We start from the raw sequence: 22216 nt of genomic DNA, 5'->3' as shown, positions 1-22216 counted from the left end.
ATGACGACACGAGCCACCCGCAGCCCGCGCCGCCGCACCGTCGTCGCCCTCGCCGTCGTCCTGGGCATCCTCGCGGCCTTCGTCATCCGCCTCGTCGACATCCAGGTCGTCAACGCCAACGACCACATCGCCGACTCCCGCGAGTACGCGACGGGGGCCTCCGTGACGCTGCACGGCGCGCGCGGCGCCATCGTCGACACCAACGGCAGCGTCCTCGCCACGAGCACCATCCTCTACGACGTCGGCATCGACCCGCTGCTGGCCATCGAGGGCATCGACGAGAAGGATGCCGACGGCGACATCGTGTACGGCGACGACGAGAAGCCCGTCAAGGTCACCTGGCCGGAACTCGCCGCCCAGATCGCGCAGGTGACGGGGCAGTCCGCCGCCGACGTCGAGGCGATCGTCGTGAACGCGCTGGCGGAGCAGCCCGGCGACCGGTTCGAGTACATCAAGCGGTACGTCTCCACGGAGGAGTACCGCGCCCTCGCCGACCTCGGCATCCCGTACCTCAGCTTCGACCAGCATCCCTCGCGCACCTACCCGGACGGCGCCGTCGCCGGCAACCTCCTCGGCTTCGTCGGCTCCGACGGCACGCCGCTCGAGGGCGTCGAGGCGCTGCAGGACTCCTGCCTGGCCGCCACCGACGGTTCGCGCAGCTACCAGCGCGGCGCCGACGGCGTCATCATCCCCGGCACGGAATCGGTGACCCCCGCCGAGGACGGCGGCACCCTGCAGCTGACGATCGACCGCGACCTGCAGTGGTACATGCAGCAGCTGATCGCGGAGGAGACCGAACGGCTCCAGGCCGGCTGGGGCGGGATCATGGTCGTCGAGGTCGCGACCGGGAAGATCCGCGCCGCCGCCGAGACCGCGACCGTCGACCCCAACGACCCCGCTGCCTCCGACCCGGAGGATCGCGCGACCCGGCTGCTGCGCTACTCGTACGAGCCCGGCTCGACCTTCAAGCCCGTGACGGCCGCGACGGCGATCGAGCAGGCGGGCCTGACTCCGTGGTCGACGGTGCTCACCCCCGACCGGATGGAGTTCCCCAACGGCGCCGTCATCAACGACTCCGAGCACCACGCGACGCAGAACATGACCCTCACCGGCGGCCTCGTGAACTCCTCGAACGTCGCGATGTCGCAGTTCGGCACGACGGTCGACCCGCAGACGCGTCAGGAGTACCTCGAGAGGTTCGGCGTCGGCAGCCCCTCGGGTCTCAACTGGTCCGGCGAGCCGGACGTCGGATTCTCGGCGGATGCCGCGGACTGGGACAACCAGACGTACTACACGACGACGTTCGGGCAGGCCTTCACCGTCACGGTGCCCCAGGTCGCGAGCGTCTACCAGACCTTCGCGAACGGCGGCGTGCGCGAGCCCCTCTCGCTGGTGGAGAGCTGCACGCGCACCGACGGCACGGTGATCGAGCCCGACCTCCCCGAGCCCGAGCGGATCATCGAGGAGTCCACGGCCGACCAGGTGAGCCTCATGCTGGAGAACGTGTTCGCGCAGGGCACCCTGGCAGAGGACATCGAGATCCCGGGCTACCGGATGGCCGGCAAGACCGGCACGGCGCAGGTCTCCGACGGCCAGGGCGGATACAAGGACAACCTGTACTTCACGTCCCTCATCGGTTACGCCCCCGCGGACGATCCGGAGTACGTTGTCATCGGCGTCTTCGACGAACCTGAGAAGGTGCGCATGTCGTCGGCCAACCGCTCCGTCTTCAAGAAGGCCATGACGCAGGTGCTGACGCACTACCGCATCATGCCGTCGGATTCGAAGACCCCCCTTCTTCCCATCACGGGATGACCCTTCACGGGGTAGAGACAGACGCGACAAGCACAGCGGCCTCCGGGCGCGCCGTGCACGAGGTGTTGACAGCATGATCCGCATGACCTTGACAGAGATGGCGCGCGCCGTCGCGGGGGAGCTCCGGCTCGCCGGCACGGACACGCCCGACACGGTGGTCTCCGGGACCGTCGACACCGACTCCCGCAACATCGGGATGGGCGACGTCTTCGTCGCCAAACCCGGCGAGGTCACCGACGGGCATCTGTTCGTCCCGGCCGCCGCCGACGCCGGCGCGTCCCTCGCCCTCGTCGAGCATCCCGTCGACGCGGACATCACGCAGATCGTCGTCCCCGACGTCGTCGCCGCGATCGCCGCGCTCGCGCGGGAGGTCGTCGCCCGCGTGCGCGCCGGCGGCCGGCTGCGGATCGTCGGCATCACGGGGTCCAACGGCAAGACCACGACGAAGAACCTCCTCGCGCGCATCCTGCAGGACGAGGGCGAGACCGTCGCCCCGCGGGCGTCGTACAACAACGAGGTAGGCGCGCCGCTGACGATGCTCCGCGTCACGGAGGACACCCGCTACCTCGTGAGCGAGTTCGGGGCGGCCGGCCCCGGCCAGATCGCTCGGCTCGCGGGGCTCGTCACCCCCGACGTCGGCGTCGTCCTCATGGTCGGGCTCGCGCACGCCGGCGGCTTCGGCGGTGTCGAGGCTACGCTCAAAGCCAAGACCGAGCTCGTCGAGGCCGTCCGCCCCGGCGGTGTCGCCGTCCTCAACGCCGACGACCCGCGCGTCGTCACGATGGGCGCCGTCGCGGCCGCCCGCGACGTGTCGGTGCGCTGGTTCGGCCGCGGTGCCGCCGCGGAGATCCGGGCGGAGGACGTGGAGGTCTCGGCATCCGGCACGACCTGCACGATCGTGCGCGGCGACGAGCGGATGCCGCTGCGCCTGCGCGTGCTCGGGCAGCATCACATCATGAACGCCCTCGCGGCGATCACCGCCGCCGACGCCCTCGGCGTCCCGCTCGCCGATGCCATCGCGCGGCTCGAGACCGTGGAGATCGCCGAGCGCTGGCGCATGCAGCCCCTCGGCTCGGACCGCATCCGCATCATCAACGACGCGTACAACGCCAGCCCCGACTCGATGGCGGCGGCCCTGCGCACCCTCGCGCAGATCACGGAGCCCGGCCAGCGCAAGGTCGCCGTCCTCGGCGCGATGAGCGAGCTCGGCGAGTACGCCGGGGAGGAGCACGACCGCGTCGGCCTCCTCGCGGTGCGGCTGCGGATCGAGCGCATCGTCGTGGTCGGCACGGACGCCCGGCGCCTGTTCATCTCCGCCATCGGCGAAGGCTCGTGGGACGGCGAGGCGGTCTTCTTCGAGACCGCGGACGAGGCGTACGACTACCTGATGGGCGAACTGCGCGACGGCGACCGCGTGCTGGTGAAGTCCTCGAACTCGGCGGGTCTCCGGCATCTCGGCGATCGTCTGGGAGAATCGTTCTCGTGAGATCCCTGCTGGCAGCCGCGACGATCTCCCTCGCCTTCACCCTCTTCCTGACGCCGCTGTTCATCCGGCTCTTCGAGAGGATCGGCTGGGGGCAGGTGATCCGCACCCCGGACGACGCCACCAACCCGAGCCACCACGCCAAGCGCGGGACGCCCACGATGGGCGGCCTCATCTTCATCGCGGGCTCCATCGTCGGCTACACGGTCGGCACGCTCACCGGCGGGGCCCCGCCGACGATCTCCGGCCTCCTCGTCATCTGGATGATGGTGGGCCTGGGCGCCGTGGGATTCATCGACGACTTCATGAAGGTGCGCCAGCAGCGCAGCCTCGGGCTGTCAGGCTGGCGGAAGATCGTCGGCCAGGTCATCGTCGCGCTCCCGTTCGCCATCGTCGCGCTGAACTTCCCCAACGACGTGGGGGAGACCCCCGCATCGCCGTACATCTCGTTCTTCCGCGACATCCCGATGCTCTCCTTCATGGCGCTCGGCGCCGTCATCGGCTGGCTGCTGTACCTCGCGTGGGTGTCGTTCCTGTCGGTCGCGTGGTCGAACGCCACGAACCTCACCGACGGCCTCGACGGTCTCGCGACCGGGGCGGGGATCTTCACGGTCTCCGCATACAGCCTCATCACCTTCTGGCAGTTCCAGCAGCGCTGCACGAGCGATTCGCTCGTCGCCGCCTACCAGTCGGCCTGCTACGACACCCGCGATCCCATGGACCTCACGATCGTCGCGGCGTCGTTCGTCGGCGCGCTGGTCGGGTTCCTGTGGTGGAACGCCCCGAAGGCGAAGATCTTCATGGGCGATGTCGGCTCGATGGCGATCGGCGGCGTCATCGTCGCGATGTCCGTCCTGTCGCGCACCGAGGTGCTCTCGGTCATCGTCGCGGGCATCTTCATCATCGGCCCCGGCTCGGTCATCCTGCAGCGGTACTACTTCAAGGCCACCGGGGGCAAGCGGCTCTTCCTCATGAGCCCCTTCCACCACCACCTCGAGATGCGCGGCTGGCCGGAGATCACGATCGTCGTCCGGATGTGGATCATCGCGGGCATGCTCGCCGTCAGCGGCGTCGGCCTCTTCTACGTCGCCTGGCTCGCGGCCCTATGAGCGCCCGGCTCGACACCCTCACCAGCTGGCACGCGGACTGGTCGGGTCTGCGCGTCGTCGTCCTCGGGCTCTCGGTGACCGGGTTCTCCGTCGCCGACACGCTCGCCGAGCTCGGCGCCGACGTGCTCGTGGCCACCGAGACGGCCGACGAAGAGTACGCCCGCCTCCTCCCGGTCATCGGCGCGCGGCTGTGGACCGGCACCCTCGACACCGTCCCGGACGCCGTCGCCGGCCATGCGCCGGAGGTCGTCATCGCCTCGCCCGGCTTCCCGCCGCACCATCCCGTCATCGCCTGGGCGCGCGCGGAGGGCATCGCCCTCTGGGGCGACGTCGAGCTCGCCTGGCGCGTGCGCGACAAGGTCGTGCGCCCGGACGGCCGCCCCGCCGACTGGCTCACGATCACCGGCACGAACGGCAAGACCACGACGACGCAGCTCACCGCTGCGATGCTCGTCGCGGGGGGCCTGCGCGCCGCCCCGTGCGGCAACATCGGCGTGCCGGTGCTCGACGCCGTGCGCGACCCCGGTGGCTTCGACGTCCTCGTCGTGGAGCTCTCCAGCCACCAGCTCTGGTACCTGAGCCTGCAGACCGGCCCCGAGCCCCTCTCGCCGCACGCGAGCGTCTGCCTGAACCTCGCCGACGACCACCTCGAGTGGCACGGCTCGGCGCGCGGATACCGCGACGCGAAGGCGTTCGTCTACCAGAACACCCGCGTCGCGTGCGTCTACAACAAGGCGGATGCCGCGACCCGCGAGATGGTCGAGGACGCCGACGTCGTGGAGGGATGCCGCGCCATCGGCTTCGACCTCGGCGTTCCCGGTCCCAGCGATGTGGGCCTCGTCGACGGCATCCTCGTCGACCGCGCCTTCCTCGACGACCGGCGCACGAGCGCCCTGGAACTCACGACGGTGGATGACCTCGCCGCCCGCGGCCTCGGCGCTCCGCACGTCGTCGCGAACATCCTCGCCGCGAGCGCGCTGGCCCGGTCGCTCGATGTCGCCCCCGCCGCCATCCGCGACGCGCTGACGACCTTCCGCCTCGACCCGCACCGCATCGAGCTCGTCGCGGTCGCCGCCGGCGTCACCTGGATCGACGACTCGAAAGCCACGAACCCGCACGCCGCCGCGTCGTCGCTCGCGGCGTTCCCCGGCGCGGTGTGGGTCGTCGGCGGCCTCCTCAAGGGCGTCGACATCGCCGAGCTCGTCGCGGGACCCGGCACCGCCGTCAAAGCCGCCATCGTCATCGGCGTCGAACGTGCCGCGATCACGGCGGCGTTCGAGCGACACGCGCCCGCGGTCCCGGTGTTCGAGGTCGACGCCGCCGAGACTGAAGACGTCATGACAGAGGTCGTCGAACTGGCGGCGGGCATCGCGCGTGACGGAGACGTGGTCCTCCTCGCTCCCGCCGCGGCATCCTTCGACCAGTTCGCGTCCTACGCGGACCGCGGGAAGCGGTTCGCGGACGCGGTGCAGGAACGGATCGGAAGGGGAGCCGGTGGCGACGACCACGACGGGGCGAACCCGACCGAGCACCCCGCCGGCTGACGGCGGCCCGAGCGGCCCGAGCGGTTTCTCGGCGCGGGTCTCCCTGGGCCGGGCGTTCGCGCCGGTCCCGAGCGAGTTCCTGCTGATCGCCTCGACCGCCCTGCTGCTGACCGGCTTCGGCCTCGTGATGGTGCTCTCGGCGACGATGGCGACCTCGACGGCCGGTGGGCAGAGCCCGTTCGAAGTCGTCCTGAAGCAGGCGGTGTTCGCCGTCATCGGCATCCCGCTGATGTTCGTCGTGAGCCGTTTCCCGCTGCAGTTCTGGAAGCGCATCGCGTGGCCCGCGCTCATCGGCGCGCTCCTGTTCCAGCTGCTCGTGTTCGTGCCGGGGCTCGGCATCACCAACGACGGCAACACCAACTGGATCGCGATCGGCGGGTTCCAGGCGCAGCCGTCGGAGTTCCTCAAGCTCACGCTGGCGCTGTGGCTCGGCTACGTCCTGTACCGCAAGCAGACCCTGCTCGGCCTCTGGCGGCACGTGTTCATCCCCGTCGTGCCCGTCGGGATCATCGTCATCGGCACCGTCATGGCCGGTCACGACCTCGGCACCGCCATGATCCTCATGCTGATCCTCCTCGGCTGCCTGTTCTTCTCCGGCGTGAAGCTGCGGATCTTCCTGCTGCCGCTCGTGGGCGTCCTCATCGCCGCGGCGGCGTTCGCCGTCACGAGCCCGAACCGCATGAAGCGCATCATGAGCTTCCTCGACGTCGACAGCCTCGCCTGCTACGACACGTCCTGCTACCAGCCGCTGCACGGCGTGTGGGGGCTCGCCAACGGCGGTGTCTTCGGGCTCGGCCTCGGCAACTCCCGCGAGAAGTACGAGTGGCTGCCGGCCGCCGCGAACGACTACATCTTCGCCATCGTCGGCGAGGAGCTCGGCCTCATCGGCTGCATCGTCGTGCTCGCCCTGTACACGCTGTTCGCGGTCGGCGCCTTCCACGTCATCCGCAAGACCCACGACCCGTTCGTCCGCATCGCCGCGGGCGGCATCACGGTGTGGGTCGTCGGGCAGGCCCTCATCAACATCGCCGTCGTGCTGCGGCTCTCGCCCGTGCTCGGCGTGCCCTTGCCGTTCATGTCGCAGGGCGGCACGTCGCTGCTGTCGGTCCTGCTCGCGTGCGGCGTCCTGCTGTCGTTCGCGCGCACGCTGCCCCCGCCCGTCGACCGGATGCCGGTGCCCGCCCGGCCCGTGCGGACGACGCGCGCCCGGTAACCTCGACCGGGTGACGACGTATCTGCTCGCCGGCGGCGGGACCGCCGGCCATGTCAATCCCCTCCTCGCCGTCGCCGACGCGCTGTGCGCCCGCGACCCGGAGGCGACGGTGCTGGTGCTCGGCACGAAGGAGGGCCTGGAGGCCCGGCTCGTGCCCGAGCGCGGCTACGAGCTGCTGGTCGTCGACAAGGTCCCCTTCCCGCGCCGCCCCGACGGCGCCGCGCTCAGATTCCCGGTGGCCTTCCAGCGCGCCATCGCGCAGGTCCGTGCGCACATCCGCGACCGCGGCGTCGATATCCTCGTCGGCTTCGGCGGCTATGCGTCGGCGCCCGGCTACGTCGCGGCGCGCCGGGAGCGCATCCCGTTCGTCGTGCACGAGGCCAACGCACGGCCGGGACTCGCGAACATCCTCGGCGCCCGCTCCGCCGCCGGGGTCGGAGTCGCCTTCGGCGGCACGCCGCTGCGGGGGGCCCGCACGGTCGGGATGCCGCTGCGGCGCGAGATCGTCGACCTCGACCGTGCCGCGCTCCGCGGCGAGGCGGCGGCACTCTTCGGACTGGATGCCGACAAGCCCGTGCTGCTCGTCTTCGGCGGGTCGCTCGGCGCCCGCCGCCTCAACGAGACCCTCGCCGCCTCGTGGCGGGACGTGACCGCCGCCGGCTGGCAGGTGCTGCACGCCGCGGGGGAGCGCAACGAGGCCACGGACTCCGGCGACCCGGCGTACCGCGTCGTGCCCTACATCGACCGCATGGACCTCGCCTTCGCCCTCGCCGACGTCATCGTCTCCCGCGCCGGCTCGGCGACCGTCAGCGAGATCAGCGCCCTCGGCATCCCCGCCGTCTACGTCCCGTATGCCGTCGGCAACGGCGAGCAGGCGCTCAACGCCGCATCCTCGGTCGCGGCGGGCGCCGCGCGGCTCGTCACGGATGCCGATTTCACGCCGGCGTACGTGCGCGATGAGCTCGTGCCTCTCCTCGGCGACGCCGCCGCGCTGGAGCGGATGCGGGCGGCCGCAGCCTCGGTCGGGACGCGCACGGGCACCGAGAACGTCGTCGCCCTGGTCGACGAGGCGCTCGCGCGCTGACCCGCGCTCTCAGGTCTCCGCGGCGACGCCGTCCGCAGCCCGCCGACGCGGCGTGGTCAGGATGCTGCTCAGGAGCAGACCGGCCGCGACGACGGGGGAGACGAACGGCAGAATCTGCAGCATCGGGCTGAGGACGAGGGTCGCGACCGCGACGACGATCGCGAGCACGACGCGCGCGGCCAGCAGGCGGGGGAGCGTTGCGACGAGCCATGCGGCGCCACCGGCGACGGGTGCCGCGGCCACGAGCAGCGGGAGCGTCGAGCCGTCGCCGGAGCCGAACACGTTCCCCACCGCGAGCACCACGAGGCCCAGCGCGGCAAGGAGCGGCGGGCCCCAGCGGTGCACGCCGCGCGCACGCCGGAAGCCCAGGCACAGCGCCAGGGGGATCGCGCCGACAGCGCCCGCGCCGATCCCGACCCGCATGGCCTCGGTGGCGTCCAGGGTCGTCCACAGCGGGCCCGCGAACGCGAAGACGCCCGCGGCGGCCCCGGCCGCCAGGGACAGACCCGCGAGGACGGCGATGAGGCGACGTCGGCGGCGGGATACCGAGAATGGTGCGGCGGGCGCGGATGCGGCGGGCGCGGCGGGCGCGTCGAGGACGGCACGCGGGCGCGTCGCGACGGCGGCGGCGGTGAGCATCCCGAGGGCGAGCAGGACGGCACTCGCGACGCTGAGCAGGCTGTAGGCGAGGACCGGCCAGCAGACGACGCCGATGGCGAGGGCGGCGGCGTACGCGCCGACATCGCGGAGGCGCTTCCGCAGCAGCTCGCCGAGCAGGATCGTCGTCGCCGCGGCGCCGAGCGTCCAGGCCACGCAGAGCAGCACGAGGAACGCCGCCCCGAGGGGCGAGCGCACCGCCCCGGCGTCCGCCTCGTCGAAGCCGATGCTCCACGAGAGCATGGTGAGGGCGAGAGCGGTGGCTGCGGCGACGCCGATCAGACCGCCCAGCAGCGCGGCACCGGGCCGCATCCCGCGCACGCGCGCCGTCGCGACGAGCGAGACGACGGCGAACAGGGGGACCGCGCCGGACAGGACCGCGACCGCCTGCGGCCATCCGGCGGCCAGAGCCAGCTGCACCGTCCATACGAGCATCGCGACACCGACGGCGGCAACCGCCGCACCGATCGCGATGCGCCGGTCGAGCCGGTGTCCGAGACCGTCGACGAACGCCGCGCGCCGTTCCGCGCGGGTCGGCGCGTCGCGTCCATCGGCGTCAGCCACGTCGAGCATCGTCCCGAGGACGACGTCGCCATGGTCGCGGCGCCAGGAGGCCGGGTACCAGCGCAGCAGGCGGGCGAACTCGCTCTCACCGCTCATGCGGCACCCATCGCCGGCGTCACGCGCCCGGCGGGTGCGACGGCGGGGTGGGCGAGGGCTGCCCGCGCCGCACGTGCGCGGGCTTCCAGCGCCTGCGTCTCCTCCTCCAGGCGCCGCCGCCCGGCATCCGTCAGCAGGAAGTACCTTCGCGCGCGTCCGTCGACGATCTCCTCGCCGTCGGCGGCGATGAGCCCCTGCTGCACGAGCCGGTCGAGCGTCGCATACAGCGTCGTGACCTTCGGGCCGGCTCCGGATCCGTCCGCCACCTCGCGGAGGATCGCATAGCCGTGCCGGCGGCCTCCGGCCAGGGATGTGAGGATCCAGAAGCCCGTATCAGCCAGAGTGCTCATGACCCCGAACATATGCCCGTACCGGGAATATCGCAAGGGCGCTGCGGTCAGCGCGCCGCAGGCTCCGGCTCGGCGGGGCCGACCTAGACTTGTCGGGTCATGATTCGACCCGACCTGAGCCTTCCCATCCCCGAGGACATCACCGCCGCCCACTTCATCGGCATCGGCGGTTCCGGCATGTCCGGTCTCGCCGGGATGTTCCTCGACCGCGGCATCCGCGTGTCCGGCTCGGACCGCGCCGACAGCCCCACGCTGCGCGCCCTCGCGGCGCGCGGCGCGACCGTCCACGTCGGCCACGACGCGGCGAACCTGCCGGCGGACGCCGATACCGTCGTGCACACCGGCGCCATCTGGCCGGAGAACCCCGAGTTCCTCCTCGCGAAGGAGCGTGGCCTGCACGTCATCCACCGCTCGCAGGCGCTGTACTGGCTCATCGGCGGACGCCGACTCGTGAGCGTCGCCGGCGCGCACGGCAAGACCACCTCCACCGGCATGATCGTGACGGCGCTCCGCAGCCTCGGCACGGCGCCCACCTTCGTCAGCGGCGGCGTCATCGCCGATCTCGGGGTCTCCAGCGGCACCGGCGGCGATGAGCTGTTCGTCATCGAGGCCGACGAGTCCGACGGCACGTTCCTCCTCTACGACACCTCGGTCGCACTCATCACGAACGTCGACCCCGACCACCTCGACCACTGGGGCACGCGCGAGGCGTTCTACGACGGGTTCGTCCGGTTCGCGAACGAGGCGCGGGAGGCCGTCGTCATCTCCGCGGACGACGCCGGCGCCCGGCAGGTCGCCGCAGGCCTCACCCACCCGAACGTCCTGACCTTCGGCGAGGCCGAGGGGGCGGACGTCCGCCTCACCGACATCCGCACAGACGGACCCGTCACCTTCACGCTGAGCCACGGCGGCGAGAGCGTCACCGGGCACCTCACGGTTCCCGGCGCGCACAACGCGATCAACGCCGCGGGCGCCGTCGCCGTGCTCCTGACGCTCGGCTACGCCCTCGAGCCCGCCCTCCGCGCCGTCGAGACCTTCGGCGGAACCGTGCGCCGGTTCGAGCTGCACGGCACCGAGCGGGGCGTCAGCGTCTACGACGACTACGCCCACCACCCCACCGAGGTCGCCGCCGCGCTGGCCGCAGCCCGCACCGTCGTGGGCGGCGGCCGCATCATCGCGCTGCACCAGCCGCACACCTACTCGCGCACGCAGGAGATGTACCGCGAGTTCGCCGACGTCCTCGAATCGCTCGCCGACCACACCGTCGTCCTGGACGTCTACGGCGCGCGCGAGGACCCGGTCCCCGGGGTCACGGGCGAGCTCGTGAGCGGCGCGTTCCACGACCCCGACAAGGTGCATTTCGTCGCGGACTGGCAGCAGGCGGCGGACTACACCGCCTCCGTCGCACGCGACGGCGACTACGTCATCACGCTGGGCTGCGGCAACGTCAACCTCATCATCCCGCAGGTCCTGCAGGCCCTCTCCGGGGCACGGGGGTAGTCGTGCGCCGGCCGAGCCCGCTCCCGCCACCGCCGCCGGCGGCCGAGCCGCGCGGACGGGTCGACCTCGACGAGACCGCGCCGATCGAACCGCTCTGGTTCGAGGAGGCGGCCACGCGTCGCCCCGACGAGATCGCCCCCGTCGTGCCCCTGACGGCGGATGCCGGCACCGGCGGCGATGACCGGATCGGCGTCCGCGACGTCTGGGCCGCCGCCCGTGCCCGCCGCCGCACACTCCGCGCGGAGGTGCGGCGCTTCACCGTGCGCCAGCGCCGCCGCCGCATGGTGTGGCTCACCGTCGGCGTCGCGCTCGCGGCGCTCATCCTCGGCACCCTCGGCGCCGCCTACAGCCCGCTGTTCGCGGTGCAGAAGGTCAGCGTCGTCGGCGCCTCGACCCTCGACGCCGCCGCCGTCGAGACGGCGCTGGCGGATCAGATCGGCACGCCGCTGCCCCTCGTCGACTCCAGCGAGGTCAAGGCCGCCCTCGTCGCGTTCCCGCTCGTCGAGTCCTACGCGATCGAGGCGCGGCCGCCGCACGAGCTCATCATCCGGATCGTCGAGCGGACGCCGATCGGCTCGGTCCCCTCCGCCGCGGGGTGGACCCTCGTCGATGCCGCGGGCGTCGCGCTGTCGACGACCCCCGAGCCGCCCGCCGACCACCCGACGCTCGAGATCGCCGGGGGAGTGGGGTCCAAGGCCTTCACCGCCGCCGGCACCGTGTTCCGTGCCCTGCCCGACGACATCCGCGCGCAGGTCACCGGCATCTCCGCCACGACCGCGAACGACGTCACCCTCACCCTGGGCGGCACCGGCACGACCGTCGTGTGGGGAAACGCCGACGACTCCGCGCGCAAGGCGATCGTGCTCGCGCAGACGATGATCTCCCTCCCGCCGAGCGCCGTCGGCACGTACGACGTGTCCTCCCCGGCCGCCGTCGTCGTCCGCTGATCACGCCGCTCCGACGGCGACGCATCGAATGTGCGTGCCGATGTCGCGACACGCCCAGTGCCTGGCGCGCCGCGGCATCCCGCCCGCTTACTTTCAATCAAGGAATTGCATACTCGGCAATTCTTTAAACCTCTACTTGAGGTTCAAGGTTTAGACATTGTGGTTCGGATGAGACGGAGGCCGGCATGAGCCAGAACCAGAACTACCTCGCGGTGATCAAGGTCGTGGGTGTGGGTGGCGGCGGCGTGAACGCCGTCAATCGGATGATCGAGCTCGGGCTGCGAGGTGTGGAGTTCATCGCGGTCAACACCGACGCGCAGGCGCTGCTGATGAGCGACGCCGACGTGAAGCTCGACGTCGGACGCGAGCTGACGCGCGGCCTCGGCGCCGGCGCCGACCCCGAGGTGGGTCGCCGCGCGGCGGAGGACCACGCGGAGGAGATCGAGGAGGCGCTCGCGGGCGCGGACATGGTCTTCGTCACCGCCGGTGAGGGCGGCGGCACCGGCACGGGCGGCGCGCCCGTCGTGGCCCGGATCGCCAAGTCCATCGGCGCCCTGACCATCGGTGTCGTCACGAAGCCGTTCTCGTTCGAGGGCCGCCGCCGTCAGCAGCAGGCCGAGCTCGGCGTGTCGAAGCTCAAGGAAGAGGTCGACACCCTCATCGTGGTGCCGAACGACCGCCTCCTGGAGATCAGCGACCGCGGCATCTCGATGATCGAGGCGTTCGCCACGGCCGACCAGGTGCTCCTCGCCGGTGTCCAGGGCATCACCGACCTCATCACGACGCCGGGTCTCATCAACCTCGACTTCGCCGACGTCAAGTCGGTCATGCAGGGCGCGGGCTCCGCGCTCATGGGCATCGGCTCCGCGCGGGGCGCGGACCGGGCGATCAAGGCGGCCGAGCTGGCCGTCGAATCGCCGCTCCTGGAGGCCTCCATCGAGGGTGCGCACGGTGTGCTGCTGTCGATCCAGGGTGGCTCGAACCTCGGCATCTTCGAGATCAACGACGCCGCCCAGCTGGTGAAGGAGGCCGCGCACCCCGAGGCCAACATCATCTTCGGCACGGTCATCGATGACACCCTCGGCGACGAGGTGCGCGTCACGGTCATCGCCGCCGGCTTCGACAGCGGCGAGCCGACTCTCAAGGTCGAGCCCATCGCCGTGAGCCGTCCGGCCTCCACGCCGGTCCTGCCCGCCGTGCCCGCCGAAGAGGCCGCGCGCGACCTCGAGGTCGCCGACGTCAAGGAATCGGTGTCCGTCTCGGCGCCCGTGACGACGGGCTACGAGTCCGCCTTCGGGGACGACGACCTGGACATCCCGGACTTCCTGAAGTAACGAGCCCGTGGACCTCGCGGAGCGTCTCGCCGACGTCGACGCCCGCATCGCCAGCGCGATGCGGGCGTCGCGGCGCGCTCCGGAGACGGTGACGCGCATCGTCGTGACGAAGTTCCACCCGCCGACCCTCATCGAGAGCCTCTACGCCCTGGGTGTCCGCGACGTGGGGGAGAACCGGCAGCAGGAGCTCACCGCCAAGCACGAGGCGCTGGCGGGCCTGCCCGGCCTCCGCTGGCATTTCATCGGCCAGGGGCAGACGAACAAGGCGCGCGCGATCCGCGCGGCCGCGGATGCCGTCCATTCGGTCGACCGCGCCAAGCTCGCCGACGCGCTGCATGCGGCCGCGCCCGACGCGGCACCCCTCGACGTCCTGCTGCAGGTCAACCTCACGGGCGACCCGGGCCGCGGGGGCACGCAGCCGGCCGATCTGCCCGCCCTGGCCGGACACGTCGCCGAAGCCTGCCCCTCGCTGCGCGTGCGGGGCGTCATGGCCGTCGCGCCGCTCGGTGAGGATCCCGCGCCGGCATTCGCCCGCCTGGCCGACGCCGCCGCCGTCGTCCGCGCCGTGGTCCCCGACGCCGACTGGATCTCCGCCGGCATGACCGGCGACTTCGAGGCGGCCATCGCTGCCGGTGCGACACACCTGCGGATCGGCTCCGCAATCACGGGTCCGAGGCCCGTCCACGGTTAACCTCAAGACAGACAGCAAACGGAGGATGCGATGTCGAACCCGCTCAAGAAGACCATGGTGTACCTGGGCCTCGCCGACGAGGAGGAAGCCTACGACGAGCCCGTCGCCGAGACGCCGAACCGTCGCGAACGCTCCGTCGAGAAGGCAGCCCCTGTGACCCCGATCCACCGCCCCACGGTCGTCCGCCAGCCGACGGCCGGCACGGTCAGCGAGATCCTCACGGTGCACCCCAAGCAGTACCGGGATGCGCAGATCATCGCCGAGAACTTCCGCGACGGCATCCCCGTGATCATCAACCTCTCGCAGATGAGCGACGCCGACGCGCGCCGGCTCATCGACTTCGCGAGCGGACTGTCGCTGGGCCTCTACGGCCGTATCGAGCGCGTGACCAGCAAGGTCTTCCTGCTTTCGCCCGAGAACGTCGCCGTCTCCGGCGACGGGGCCGTCGCGCAGGCCGACCCCGAGGCTGCGCCCTTCTCGAACTAAGTCGTGGAGCTCGTCCGGCTGATCGCCCAGATCGCCAACGTCCTGCTGCTCGTCTACATCCTTCTGCTGCTCGCGCGGCTGATCATGGAGTACATCCCGCTGTTCAACCGCGAGTGGCGCCCCCGCGGGTTCGGGCTCGTGCTGGCGGAGATCGTGTACACGGTCACCGACCCGCCGATCAAGCTCTTCCGCCGCCTCATCCCTCCGCTGCGTCTCGGCGTCATCGCCATCGATCTCGGGTTCCCGCTGACGATGCTGCTGTGCTTCATCCTGCTCTCCGTCGTCCGCACGATCGCCCAGATGTGACGTTCTCGCGACCGTGTGGCGCGCGGTCTATGCTGGGGGAGTACGGCTCGCGGCACGCGGGTCACCCCTGAATCGGCCCGAGTTCGGGCCCCGATAAGAGGAAACACCATGGCTTTGACCCCCGAAGACGTCGTCACCAAGCAGTTTCAGCACGTCCGGTTCAAGGAAGGGTTCGACCCGGATGAGGTCGACGACTTCCTCGACGAGATCGTCGTCGAATGGCGCAAGACGATCGCCGAGAACGAGGAGCTGAAGGCCAAGCTCGCCGCGTACGAGTCCGGCTCCACGCCGGCTCCCGCCTCCGAGGCTCCGCAGGAGCAGGCCGAGGAGACGCCCGTCGTCGAGGAGGAGGCGCCGGCCCCCGTCGCCGCCGTCGAGACCCCCGCGCCGGCTCCGGCCGCCTCCGCCGCTCCCGCCGCCGCATCGGCCGGCATCATCGAGCTGGCCCAGCGCCTGCACGACGAGCACGTCGCCGAAGGTCTCGCGCAGAAGGAGAAGCTCATCTCCGAGGCTGAGGGCAAGGCGGCGTCGATCGTCGCCGAGGCCGAGGCCCGCGCCCGCGACGAGGTCGCCCGACTCGAGGGCGAGCGCGCCAAGCTCGAGGGTCGCATCACCGAGCTCCGCCAGTTCGAGCGCGACTACCGCACCCAGCTGCGCAACCTGATCGAGGAGAAGCTCCGCGAGCTCGATGTCGCGGGCACGGGTTCGGGCGCCACGCCGATCTCCGCCTCCTAGGCCTCGCCTTTGACAGGCAAGGCCCCCCTGCGTGCTGCGGCGGCCGGCACCATCATCGCGTTCCTCGCGGTGCTGGTGCTGGCCGCCGATCAGTTCAGCAAGCATCTCGCGCTCGAGAACCTGCCCTACCAGGAGCGGGTCCCCGTGGTCGGTGACTTTCTGCAGTTCTACCTGACCCGCAACCCCGGCGCCGCGTTCTCGCTCGGCGAGGGCGTGACCTGGGTCTTCACGATCATCCTCGCCGCGGCAGCCGTCACGATCGTCGTCCTGGCCGTCCGGCAGGTCCGGTCGCGCTGGTGGGCCGTCGTCCTGGGGCTCTTGCTCGGCGGCATCCTCGGCAACCTCACCGACCGGCTGCTGCGTGAGCCGGGCTTCCCGACCGGGCACGTGGTCGACTTCATCCACACACCCTGGATGATGCCCGCCATCTACAACGTCGCCGACATCTTCATCGTCTCGATGATGATCACGGTCGCCCTCCTCGTCCTGCTCGGCCTGCACCTGGACGGCACCCGGGAGCGCCGCAGCGCGGCGCACGGTGAGGATGCCGTCACGTCCGCGGACGCCTGACATGGATTCGCGCAGTCTCCCCGTCCCGGACGGCCTCGACGGCGTCCGCGTGGACGCCGCCCTCGCCAAGCTCCTCGGGTTCTCCCGCACCTTCGCGGCCGAGGTCGCCGAGGCCGGCGGCGTCGAGCTGGACGGGCGCTCGCTCGGCAAGGCCGACAAGCTCGCAGCCGGCGGCTGGCTCGTGGTGACCTGGCAGGCTCGGCGCGAGCCGGAGATCGTGCCGATCGCCGTCCCCGACCTCGGGATCGTGTACGACGACGACGACATCGTCGTCGTCGACAAGCCGGCCGGGGTCGCCGCGCACCCCTCCGTCGGCTGGGAGGGTCCCACCGTGCTCGGTGCGCTCGCGGCCGCCGGATTCCGGATCGCCACGACCGGCGCCGCCGAGCGCCAGGGCGTCGTGCACCGACTCGACGTCGGCACGAGCGGGCTCATGGTCGTCGCGAAGAGCGAGCGGGCGTACACAGCACTCAAGCGCGCGTTCAAGGAGCGCGAGGTGGACAAGATCTACCACGCCGTCGTGCAGGGCCACCCCGACCCGCTCGCCGGCACCATCGACGCGCCGATCGGCCGGCATCCCACGCACTCGTGGAAATTCGCGGTCACGCCCACCGGCAAGGACTCCGTCACGCACTACGAGACGATCGAGGCGTTTCCCGGAGCCTCGCTCCTGGAGATCCACCTCGAGACGGGCCGCACGCACCAGATCCGCGTGCACATGGCCGCGCACCGCCATCCGTGCGCGGGCGACCCGCTGTACGGCGCGGACCCCACCCTGTCGGCGCGCCTGGGTCTCACCCGCCAGTGGCTGCACGCCCACGAGCTGTCCTTCGCGCACCCCACGACGACCGACTGGGTGACCTTCACGTCGGATTACCCGGCCGACCTCGCCCACGCCCTCGACGTCCTCCGCGGCGACCAGGACTGAGCGCCGGTCTCCGCGACGACGGCGGCCTCTGGCATCCTGTCGGCATGACGATCGACATACGGCCGGCTCCGTGCTGAACGGGTACCCGCGCGTGCTCATGCGAAAGGACTTCCGATGACCGCGACCTCTGTACTCGCCCGGCGTTTCGCCCGCGCAAACGTGCTCTGGCTCGATCTCCTGAGCGCCCTCACGGCCGCGCAGCTCGCGGCGCGCCTGCCGGGACTGCCGTCGAATCCGATCGGCGAGCAGGTGTGGTGCGTCCTCGGGGCACGGGAGAGCTACCCGCGCGCGGCGAGGGCCGGCGGCTGGCAGGGCTTCACGAGTCCCGTCACCCACGAGCAGACGACGGATGCCGTGGCGCTCCGTGCCGCACTGGAGTCCACCGCGGCCGACGTCGCGCAGTGGCTCGACACCGTCGACTCCGACGATGACTGGCAATACGCGCTTGCGCTCCTGGAGCACGAGACGCAGCACCACGGTCAGCTCATCCGCTACCTGTACGGGCTCGAGATCCCGCGTCCGGCGTCGTGGCAGCAGCAGTACGCGCTCGACGAGGAGTTCTAGCCCACGCCATCCCTCAGCGCGGGTTCAGGCGATCCGCCGGAGTCAGGCGGATCCCGCGGCGATGTGCCTGAGCCGGGCCGATCGCCTGATCACGGCAGACGGGCGCGGCGACGGGCGCGGCGCGTCGCGCTCAGCGGCCGCCGCGAAACGTCGCCGGGTCGTCCTCCGCGATCGCCAGCGCCACGAGACGCACCTGCTCGGGTGCGAGTTCGCCGAGCTCGCCGAGACCGTACCAGCCGACCTCGGTGAGCTCGCCGTCGGCGGGGTGCGGGTCGCCGGAGACCCACGTGCAGCGGAACACAAGGTCGAGGTAGTCGGCCTGGTCGCCGTTGGCGTACGTGATGCGCGGCACCTGGTGCACGAGCGCGAGCCGCTCGACGCGCACGACGACGCCCGCCTCCTCGAGGCACTCGCGGGCAGCGGCGTCGGCAGGCTCCTCGCCCGGGTCGACGATTCCGGACACGCATCGCCACTCGCCGTTGTCGGCGCGCTTGCCGACCAGCACCTTCTCGTCGCGGAAGACGACGGCGGTCGTGCCGACCAGGGGGAGCGGGGCGGTGCCGATCTTCTCGCGCAGCGCCAGGACGAATTCGGGAGTGGCCATTCGTCCAGGCTAGAGGCTTGACCTTCAACTCGAGGGTGAAGCGACCTGCCGCCGGCACGGCCTGCCCGGACCGGGGATGTCGGGAGTCTTCGTAGACTCGACGGGTGGCATCCGACTCCTTCGTACACCTGCACGTGCACAGCGAGTACTCGATGCTCGACGGGGCCGCGCGCATCGGTCCGATGGTCCAGGAGGCGGCCCGGCAGGGCATGCCCGCCATCGCCGTGACCGACCACGGCAACACCTTCGCGGCGTTCGAGTTCTACAAGACGGCGAAGGATGCCGGCATCAAGCCCATCATCGGCATCGAGGCCTACGTCACCCCCGGCACGCACCGCAGCGACAAGTCGCGCGTGCGGTGGGGGAGCCCGGACCAGAACAGCGACGACGTGTCGGGGTCGGGCGCCTACACTCACATGACCCTCCTGTCGGAGTCGACGGAGGGGATGCACAACCTCTTCCGGCTCTCCAGCAAGGCGTCGATCGAGGGGTACTACTTCAAGCCCCGCATGGACCGCGAGCTGCTGCAGCAGTACTCCAAGGGACTCATCGCGACGACCGGCTGCCCCTCCGGCGAGGTGCAGACCCGCCTGCGGCTCGGCCAGTACGACGCCGCGCGTGCCGCCGCGGCGGAGTTCCAGGACATCTTCGGCAAGGAGAACTACTTCGCCGAGATCATGGACCACGGGCTGTCCATCGAGCGCCGGGTCATGACCGACCTGCACCGCATCGCGAAGGACCTCTCGATCCCGCTCGTCGCGACCAACGACCTGCATTACACGCACCAGCACGACTCGACGAGCCACGCCGCCCTCCTCTGCGTGCAGTCCGGTTCGACGCTCGACGACCCCAATCGGTTCAAGTTCGACGGCGACGGCTACTACGTCAAGACACCGGCCGAGATGCGCCAGATCTTCCGCGACCACGAGATCGCATGCGACAACACGCTGCTCATCGCGGAGCGCTGCGACGTCGAGTTCAACACGTCGGCCAACTACATGCCGCGCTACCCCGTCCCCGACGGCGAGACCGAGGAGAGCTGGTTCGTCAAGGAGGTCGAGAAGGGGCTGCAGTACCGCTACCCGAACGGCATCCCCGACGAGGTGCGCCGGCAGGCGGAGTACGAGACCGGCGTCATCGTCCAGATGGGCTTCCCGGGGTACTTCCTCGTCGTCGCCGACTTCATCAACTGGGCGAAGGATCACGGCATCCGCGTCGGCCCTGGCCGCGGTTCCGGCGCCGGCTCCATGGCCGCGTACGCCATGCGGATCACCGATCTCGACCCGCTGCGCCACGGCCTCATCTTCGAGCGCTTCCTCAACCCCGACCGCGTCTCGATGCCCGACTTCGACGTCGACTTCGACGACCGGCGCCGCGGCGAAGTCATCCAGTACGTCACCGAGAAGTACGGCGACGAGCGCGTCGCGCAGATCGTGACCTACGGCACCATCAAGGCCAAGCAGGCGCTGAAGGATGCCGGCCGCGTGCTCGGCTTCCCGTTCAGCATGGGCGAGAAGCTCACGAAGGCGATGCCCCCGGCCGTCATGGGCAAGGACATGCCGCTGGAGGGCATGTTCGACCCGAAGCACCCGCGCTACAAGGAGGCCAGCGAGTTCCGCGCCGTCATCGAGACCGACCCGGAGGCGAAGACCGTCTTCGACACCGCGGTGGGCCTGGAGAACCTGAAGCGCCAGTGGGGCGTTCACGCGGCCGGCGTCATCATGTCTTCGGAGCCGCTGATCGACATCATCCCGATCATGAAGCGGGAGCAGGACGGCCAGATCGTCACGCAGTTCGACTACCCGTCGTGCGAGTCCCTCGGTCTCATCAAGATGGACTTCCTGGGGCTGCGGAACCTCACGATCATCGATGACGCGCTGGACAACATCGCCGCCAACCGCGGCGAGAAGCTGGTCCTGGAGGATCTGACCCTCGACGACCAGGCGGCGTACGACCTGCTGGCCCGCGGCGACACGCTCGGCGTCTTCCAGCTCGACGGCGGGCCCATGCGCTCGCTCCTGCGCCTGCTGAAGCCGGACAACTTCGAGGACATCTCCGCCGTCATCGCCCTGTACCGTCCGGGACCGATGGGGGCGAACTCGCACATCAACTACGCGATGCGCAAGAACGGCCAGCAGGAGATCACCCCGATCCACCCGGAGTTCGAGGAGTCGCTCAGCGAGATCCTGAGCACGAGCTACGGCCTCATCATCTATCAGGAGCAGGTGATGGCCATCGCGCAGAAGGTGGCCGGGTTCAGCCTCGGCCAGGCCGACATCCTGCGCCGCGCGATGGGCAAGAAGAAGAAGTCCGAGCTGGACAAGCAGTTCGAGGGCTTCCAAGCCGGCATGCGCGCCAACGGGTACTCCGACGGCGCGGTGGAGAAGCTGTGGGAGATCCTCCTGCCCTTCTCCGACTACGCGTTCAACAAGGCGCACTCCGCCGCGTACGGTCTCGTGTCGTACTGGACCGCGTACCTGAAGGCGCACTACCCCGCGGAGTACATGGCCGCGCTCCTCACGAGCGTCGGCGACGCGAAGGACAAGCTCGCCGTGTACCTCAACGAGTGCCGGCGCATGGGCATCCGCGTCCTCCCGCCCGACGTGGGGGAGTCCATCCGGTACTTCGCGGCCGTCGGCGAGGACATCCGCTTCGGTCTCGGCGCGATCCGCAACGTCGGCGCGAACGTCGTCGACGGGATCGTGCAGGCGCGCCAGGACGATTCGTTCGTGAGCTTCCACGACTTCCTCACGAAGGTGCCGATCCACGTCGCGAACAAGCGCACCGTCGAGTCGCTCATCAAGGCGGGAGCCTTCGATTCGCTGGGGTCCACCCGCCGCGCGCTCATGGAGATCCACGAGGACGCCACCGAGGCGGCCGTGGACACGAAGCGCAAGGCCGCCACCGGCGCCATCGGGTTCGACTTCGACAGCCTCTACGACGAGGCCGAGGAGATCATGCCGGCCAAAGTGCCGGACCGCCCGGAGTGGACCAAGAAGGACAAGCTCGCCTTCGAGCGGGAGATGCTCGGCCTGTACGTCTCCGATCATCCGCTCGCGGGTCTCGAGATCCCCCTCGCCAAGCACGCCAGCACCTCGATCCACGATCTGCTCGCCTCCGACGACGTGCAGGACGGCGATCAGGTCACCGTCGCCGGGCTCGTCACGAGCGTGCAGCATCGGGTCGCGAAGCAGAGCGGCAACCCGTACGGCATGATCACGATCGAGGACTTCGACGGCGAGGTCACCGTCATGTTCATGGGCAAGACGTACGCCGAGTTCCAGTCGCTGCTGGTATCGGATGCCATCCTCGTCGTCCGGGGACGGGTGTCGCGCCGCGACGACGGGCTGAACCTCCATGGGCAGACGGCGTTCGTCCCCGACCTCGGCGCCGTCGACGCGTCCGGTCCGCTCGTCCTGCTCATGCCGGAGCATCGCGCCACGGAGACGATGATCGAGCAGCTCGCCGAGGTGCTCGGACGCCACCGGGGCTCCACCGAGGTGGCGCTCAAGCTGCACAAGGGCGGAACGGCGAAGGTGTTCGAGGTGCCCCTGCCGGTCTCGGTGAGCGTCGACCTGTACGGCGAGCTGAAGGGCCTTCTCGGGCCGCAGTGCCTGGGGTGAGGCGGGTAGGATC

20 protein-coding genes are annotated in these 22216 nt (G+C 70.7%); 17 read left to right on the top strand and 3 right to left on the bottom strand.

Going from position 1 to position 22216, the window contains the following annotated elements:
- The 6 genes from BR85_RS07000 to BR85_RS06975 all read left to right on the top strand — a co-directional run bounded on the left by BR85_RS07000 (position 1) and on the right by BR85_RS06975 (position 8248).
- Entirely contained in the window at positions 1–1815 is a 1815-nt protein-coding gene (locus BR85_RS07000; protein WP_028495890.1) for a peptidoglycan D,D-transpeptidase FtsI family protein, read from the top strand.
- Between the two features lie 73 nt (positions 1816–1888).
- Positions 1889–3301 (top strand): UDP-N-acetylmuramoyl-tripeptide--D-alanyl-D-alanine ligase, encoded by a 1413-nt coding sequence (locus BR85_RS06995; protein WP_028495889.1) that lies wholly within the window; start codon positions 1889–1891, stop codon positions 3299–3301.
- Positions 3298–4407, top strand: a complete 1110-nt coding sequence (mraY, locus tag BR85_RS06990; RefSeq protein WP_028495888.1) for a phospho-N-acetylmuramoyl-pentapeptide-transferase — start codon at positions 3298–3300, stop codon at positions 4405–4407. The genes BR85_RS06995 and mraY overlap by 4 nt, the downstream gene beginning before the upstream one ends.
- On the top strand, positions 4404–5951 hold the full coding sequence (murD, locus tag BR85_RS06985; RefSeq protein ID WP_028495887.1) for a UDP-N-acetylmuramoyl-L-alanine--D-glutamate ligase: 1548 nt from the start codon (positions 4404–4406) through the stop codon (positions 5949–5951). Before mraY ends, murD begins: the two co-directional genes overlap by 4 nt.
- Positions 5902–7164 carry a putative lipid II flippase FtsW gene (gene ftsW, locus BR85_RS06980; RefSeq protein WP_051526187.1) on the top strand — a complete coding sequence of 421 codons (1263 nt, stop codon included), beginning with the start codon at positions 5902–5904 and terminating at the stop codon, positions 7162–7164. Before murD ends, ftsW begins: the two co-directional genes overlap by 50 nt.
- Positions 7165–7174: 10 nt before the next feature.
- Entirely contained in the window at positions 7175–8248 is a 1074-nt protein-coding gene (locus tag BR85_RS06975) for a UDP-N-acetylglucosamine--N-acetylmuramyl-(pentapeptide) pyrophosphoryl-undecaprenol N-acetylglucosamine transferase (protein ID WP_028495886.1), read from the top strand.
- A gap of 9 nt (positions 8249–8257) precedes the next feature.
- Here BR85_RS06975 and BR85_RS06970 read toward each other — a convergent pair whose 3' ends face one another.
- Together BR85_RS06970 and BR85_RS06965 are read right to left on the bottom strand one after the other, a co-directional pair.
- On the bottom strand, positions 8258–9565 hold the full coding sequence (locus BR85_RS06970; protein WP_028495885.1) for a hypothetical protein: 1308 nt from the start codon (positions 9563–9565) through the stop codon (positions 8258–8260).
- Positions 9562–9915 (bottom strand): PadR family transcriptional regulator, encoded by a 354-nt coding sequence (locus tag BR85_RS06965; protein ID WP_028495884.1) that lies wholly within the window; start codon positions 9913–9915, stop codon positions 9562–9564. The genes BR85_RS06970 and BR85_RS06965 overlap by 4 nt, the downstream gene beginning before the upstream one ends.
- Positions 9916–10014: 99 nt before the next feature.
- Between BR85_RS06965 and murC the strand changes: the two genes are divergently transcribed.
- The 10 genes from murC to BR85_RS06915 all read left to right on the top strand — a co-directional run bounded on the left by murC (position 10015) and on the right by BR85_RS06915 (position 17976).
- Entirely contained in the window at positions 10015–11415 is a 1401-nt protein-coding gene (gene murC, locus BR85_RS06960; RefSeq protein ID WP_028495883.1) for a UDP-N-acetylmuramate--L-alanine ligase, read from the top strand.
- 2 nt (positions 11416–11417) lie between these two features.
- A complete protein-coding gene (locus BR85_RS06955; RefSeq protein WP_081782680.1) occupies positions 11418–12362 on the top strand; it encodes an FtsQ-type POTRA domain-containing protein in 945 nt (314 codons plus the stop codon).
- Positions 12363–12547: 185 nt separating this feature from the next.
- Entirely contained in the window at positions 12548–13696 is a 1149-nt protein-coding gene (ftsZ, locus tag BR85_RS06950; RefSeq protein WP_028495882.1) for a cell division protein FtsZ, read from the top strand.
- A gap of 7 nt (positions 13697–13703) precedes the next feature.
- On the top strand, positions 13704–14387 hold the full coding sequence (locus BR85_RS06945; RefSeq protein WP_028495881.1) for a YggS family pyridoxal phosphate-dependent enzyme: 684 nt from the start codon (positions 13704–13706) through the stop codon (positions 14385–14387).
- 30 nt (positions 14388–14417) lie between these two features.
- Positions 14418–14873 (top strand): cell division protein SepF, encoded by a 456-nt coding sequence (locus BR85_RS06940; RefSeq protein WP_028495880.1) that lies wholly within the window; start codon positions 14418–14420, stop codon positions 14871–14873.
- 3 nt (positions 14874–14876) lie between these two features.
- Positions 14877–15179: a YggT family protein gene (locus tag BR85_RS06935; protein WP_028495879.1), complete on the top strand. Its 303-nt coding sequence runs from the start codon at positions 14877–14879 to the stop codon at positions 15177–15179.
- A gap of 108 nt (positions 15180–15287) precedes the next feature.
- A complete protein-coding gene (locus BR85_RS06930) occupies positions 15288–15914 on the top strand; it encodes a DivIVA domain-containing protein (RefSeq protein WP_028495878.1) in 627 nt (208 codons plus the stop codon).
- 9 nt (positions 15915–15923) lie between these two features.
- On the top strand, positions 15924–16484 hold the full coding sequence (gene lspA / locus BR85_RS06925; RefSeq protein ID WP_028495877.1) for a signal peptidase II: 561 nt from the start codon (positions 15924–15926) through the stop codon (positions 16482–16484).
- Between the two features lies 1 nt (position 16485).
- Entirely contained in the window at positions 16486–17412 is a 927-nt protein-coding gene (locus tag BR85_RS06920; protein WP_028495876.1) for an RluA family pseudouridine synthase, read from the top strand.
- Between the two features lie 114 nt (positions 17413–17526).
- Complete coding sequence (locus tag BR85_RS06915) at positions 17527–17976, top strand: DinB family protein (RefSeq protein ID WP_028495875.1); 450 nt, start codon at positions 17527–17529, stop codon at positions 17974–17976.
- A gap of 130 nt (positions 17977–18106) precedes the next feature.
- On the opposite strand, the gene BR85_RS06910 is transcribed toward BR85_RS06915, so the two are convergent.
- Positions 18107–18580 carry an NUDIX hydrolase gene (locus BR85_RS06910; RefSeq protein ID WP_028495874.1) on the bottom strand — a complete coding sequence of 158 codons (474 nt, stop codon included), beginning with the start codon at positions 18578–18580 and terminating at the stop codon, positions 18107–18109.
- 152 nt (positions 18581–18732) lie between these two features.
- On the opposite strand from BR85_RS06910, the gene dnaE reads away from it, so the two are divergent.
- Complete coding sequence (gene dnaE / locus BR85_RS06905) at positions 18733–22203, top strand: DNA polymerase III subunit alpha (RefSeq protein ID WP_051526243.1); 3471 nt, start codon at positions 18733–18735, stop codon at positions 22201–22203.
- Positions 22204–22216 lie beyond the last annotated feature (13 nt).

This window comes from Microbacterium sp. UNCCL10 (assembly GCF_000746195.1).
Lineage (GTDB): Bacteria > Actinomycetota > Actinomycetes > Actinomycetales > Microbacteriaceae > Microbacterium > Microbacterium saccharophilum.
The sequence above is the reverse complement of the archived record's forward strand: the minus strand, read 5'-3'. Positions and strand labels throughout refer to the sequence as shown.

Coding starts and splice junctions, on each gene's coding strand:
- BR85_RS06915 (WP_028495875.1), top strand. CDS start 17,527: ATGACCGCGACCTCTGTACTCGCCCGGCGTTTCGCCCGCGCAAACGTG.
- BR85_RS06970 (WP_028495885.1), bottom strand. CDS start 9,565: ATGAGCGGTGAGAGCGAGTTCGCCCGCCTGCTGCGCTGGTACCCGGCC.
- BR85_RS06910 (WP_028495874.1), bottom strand. CDS start 18,580: ATGGCCACTCCCGAATTCGTCCTGGCGCTGCGCGAGAAGATCGGCACC.
- BR85_RS06920 (WP_028495876.1), top strand. CDS start 16,486: ATGGATTCGCGCAGTCTCCCCGTCCCGGACGGCCTCGACGGCGTCCGC.
- murC (WP_028495883.1), top strand. CDS start 10,015: ATGATTCGACCCGACCTGAGCCTTCCCATCCCCGAGGACATCACCGCC.
- BR85_RS06930 (WP_028495878.1), top strand. CDS start 15,288: ATGGCTTTGACCCCCGAAGACGTCGTCACCAAGCAGTTTCAGCACGTC.
- BR85_RS06995 (WP_028495889.1), top strand. CDS start 1,889: ATGATCCGCATGACCTTGACAGAGATGGCGCGCGCCGTCGCGGGGGAG.
- BR85_RS06940 (WP_028495880.1), top strand. CDS start 14,418: ATGTCGAACCCGCTCAAGAAGACCATGGTGTACCTGGGCCTCGCCGAC.
- BR85_RS07000 (WP_028495890.1), top strand. CDS start 1: ATGACGACACGAGCCACCCGCAGCCCGCGCCGCCGCACCGTCGTCGCC.
- dnaE (WP_051526243.1), top strand. CDS start 18,733: ATGCTCGACGGGGCCGCGCGCATCGGTCCGATGGTCCAGGAGGCGGCC.
- murD (WP_028495887.1), top strand. CDS start 4,404: ATGAGCGCCCGGCTCGACACCCTCACCAGCTGGCACGCGGACTGGTCG.
- BR85_RS06965 (WP_028495884.1), bottom strand. CDS start 9,915: ATGAGCACTCTGGCTGATACGGGCTTCTGGATCCTCACATCCCTGGCC.
- ftsZ (WP_028495882.1), top strand. CDS start 12,548: ATGAGCCAGAACCAGAACTACCTCGCGGTGATCAAGGTCGTGGGTGTG.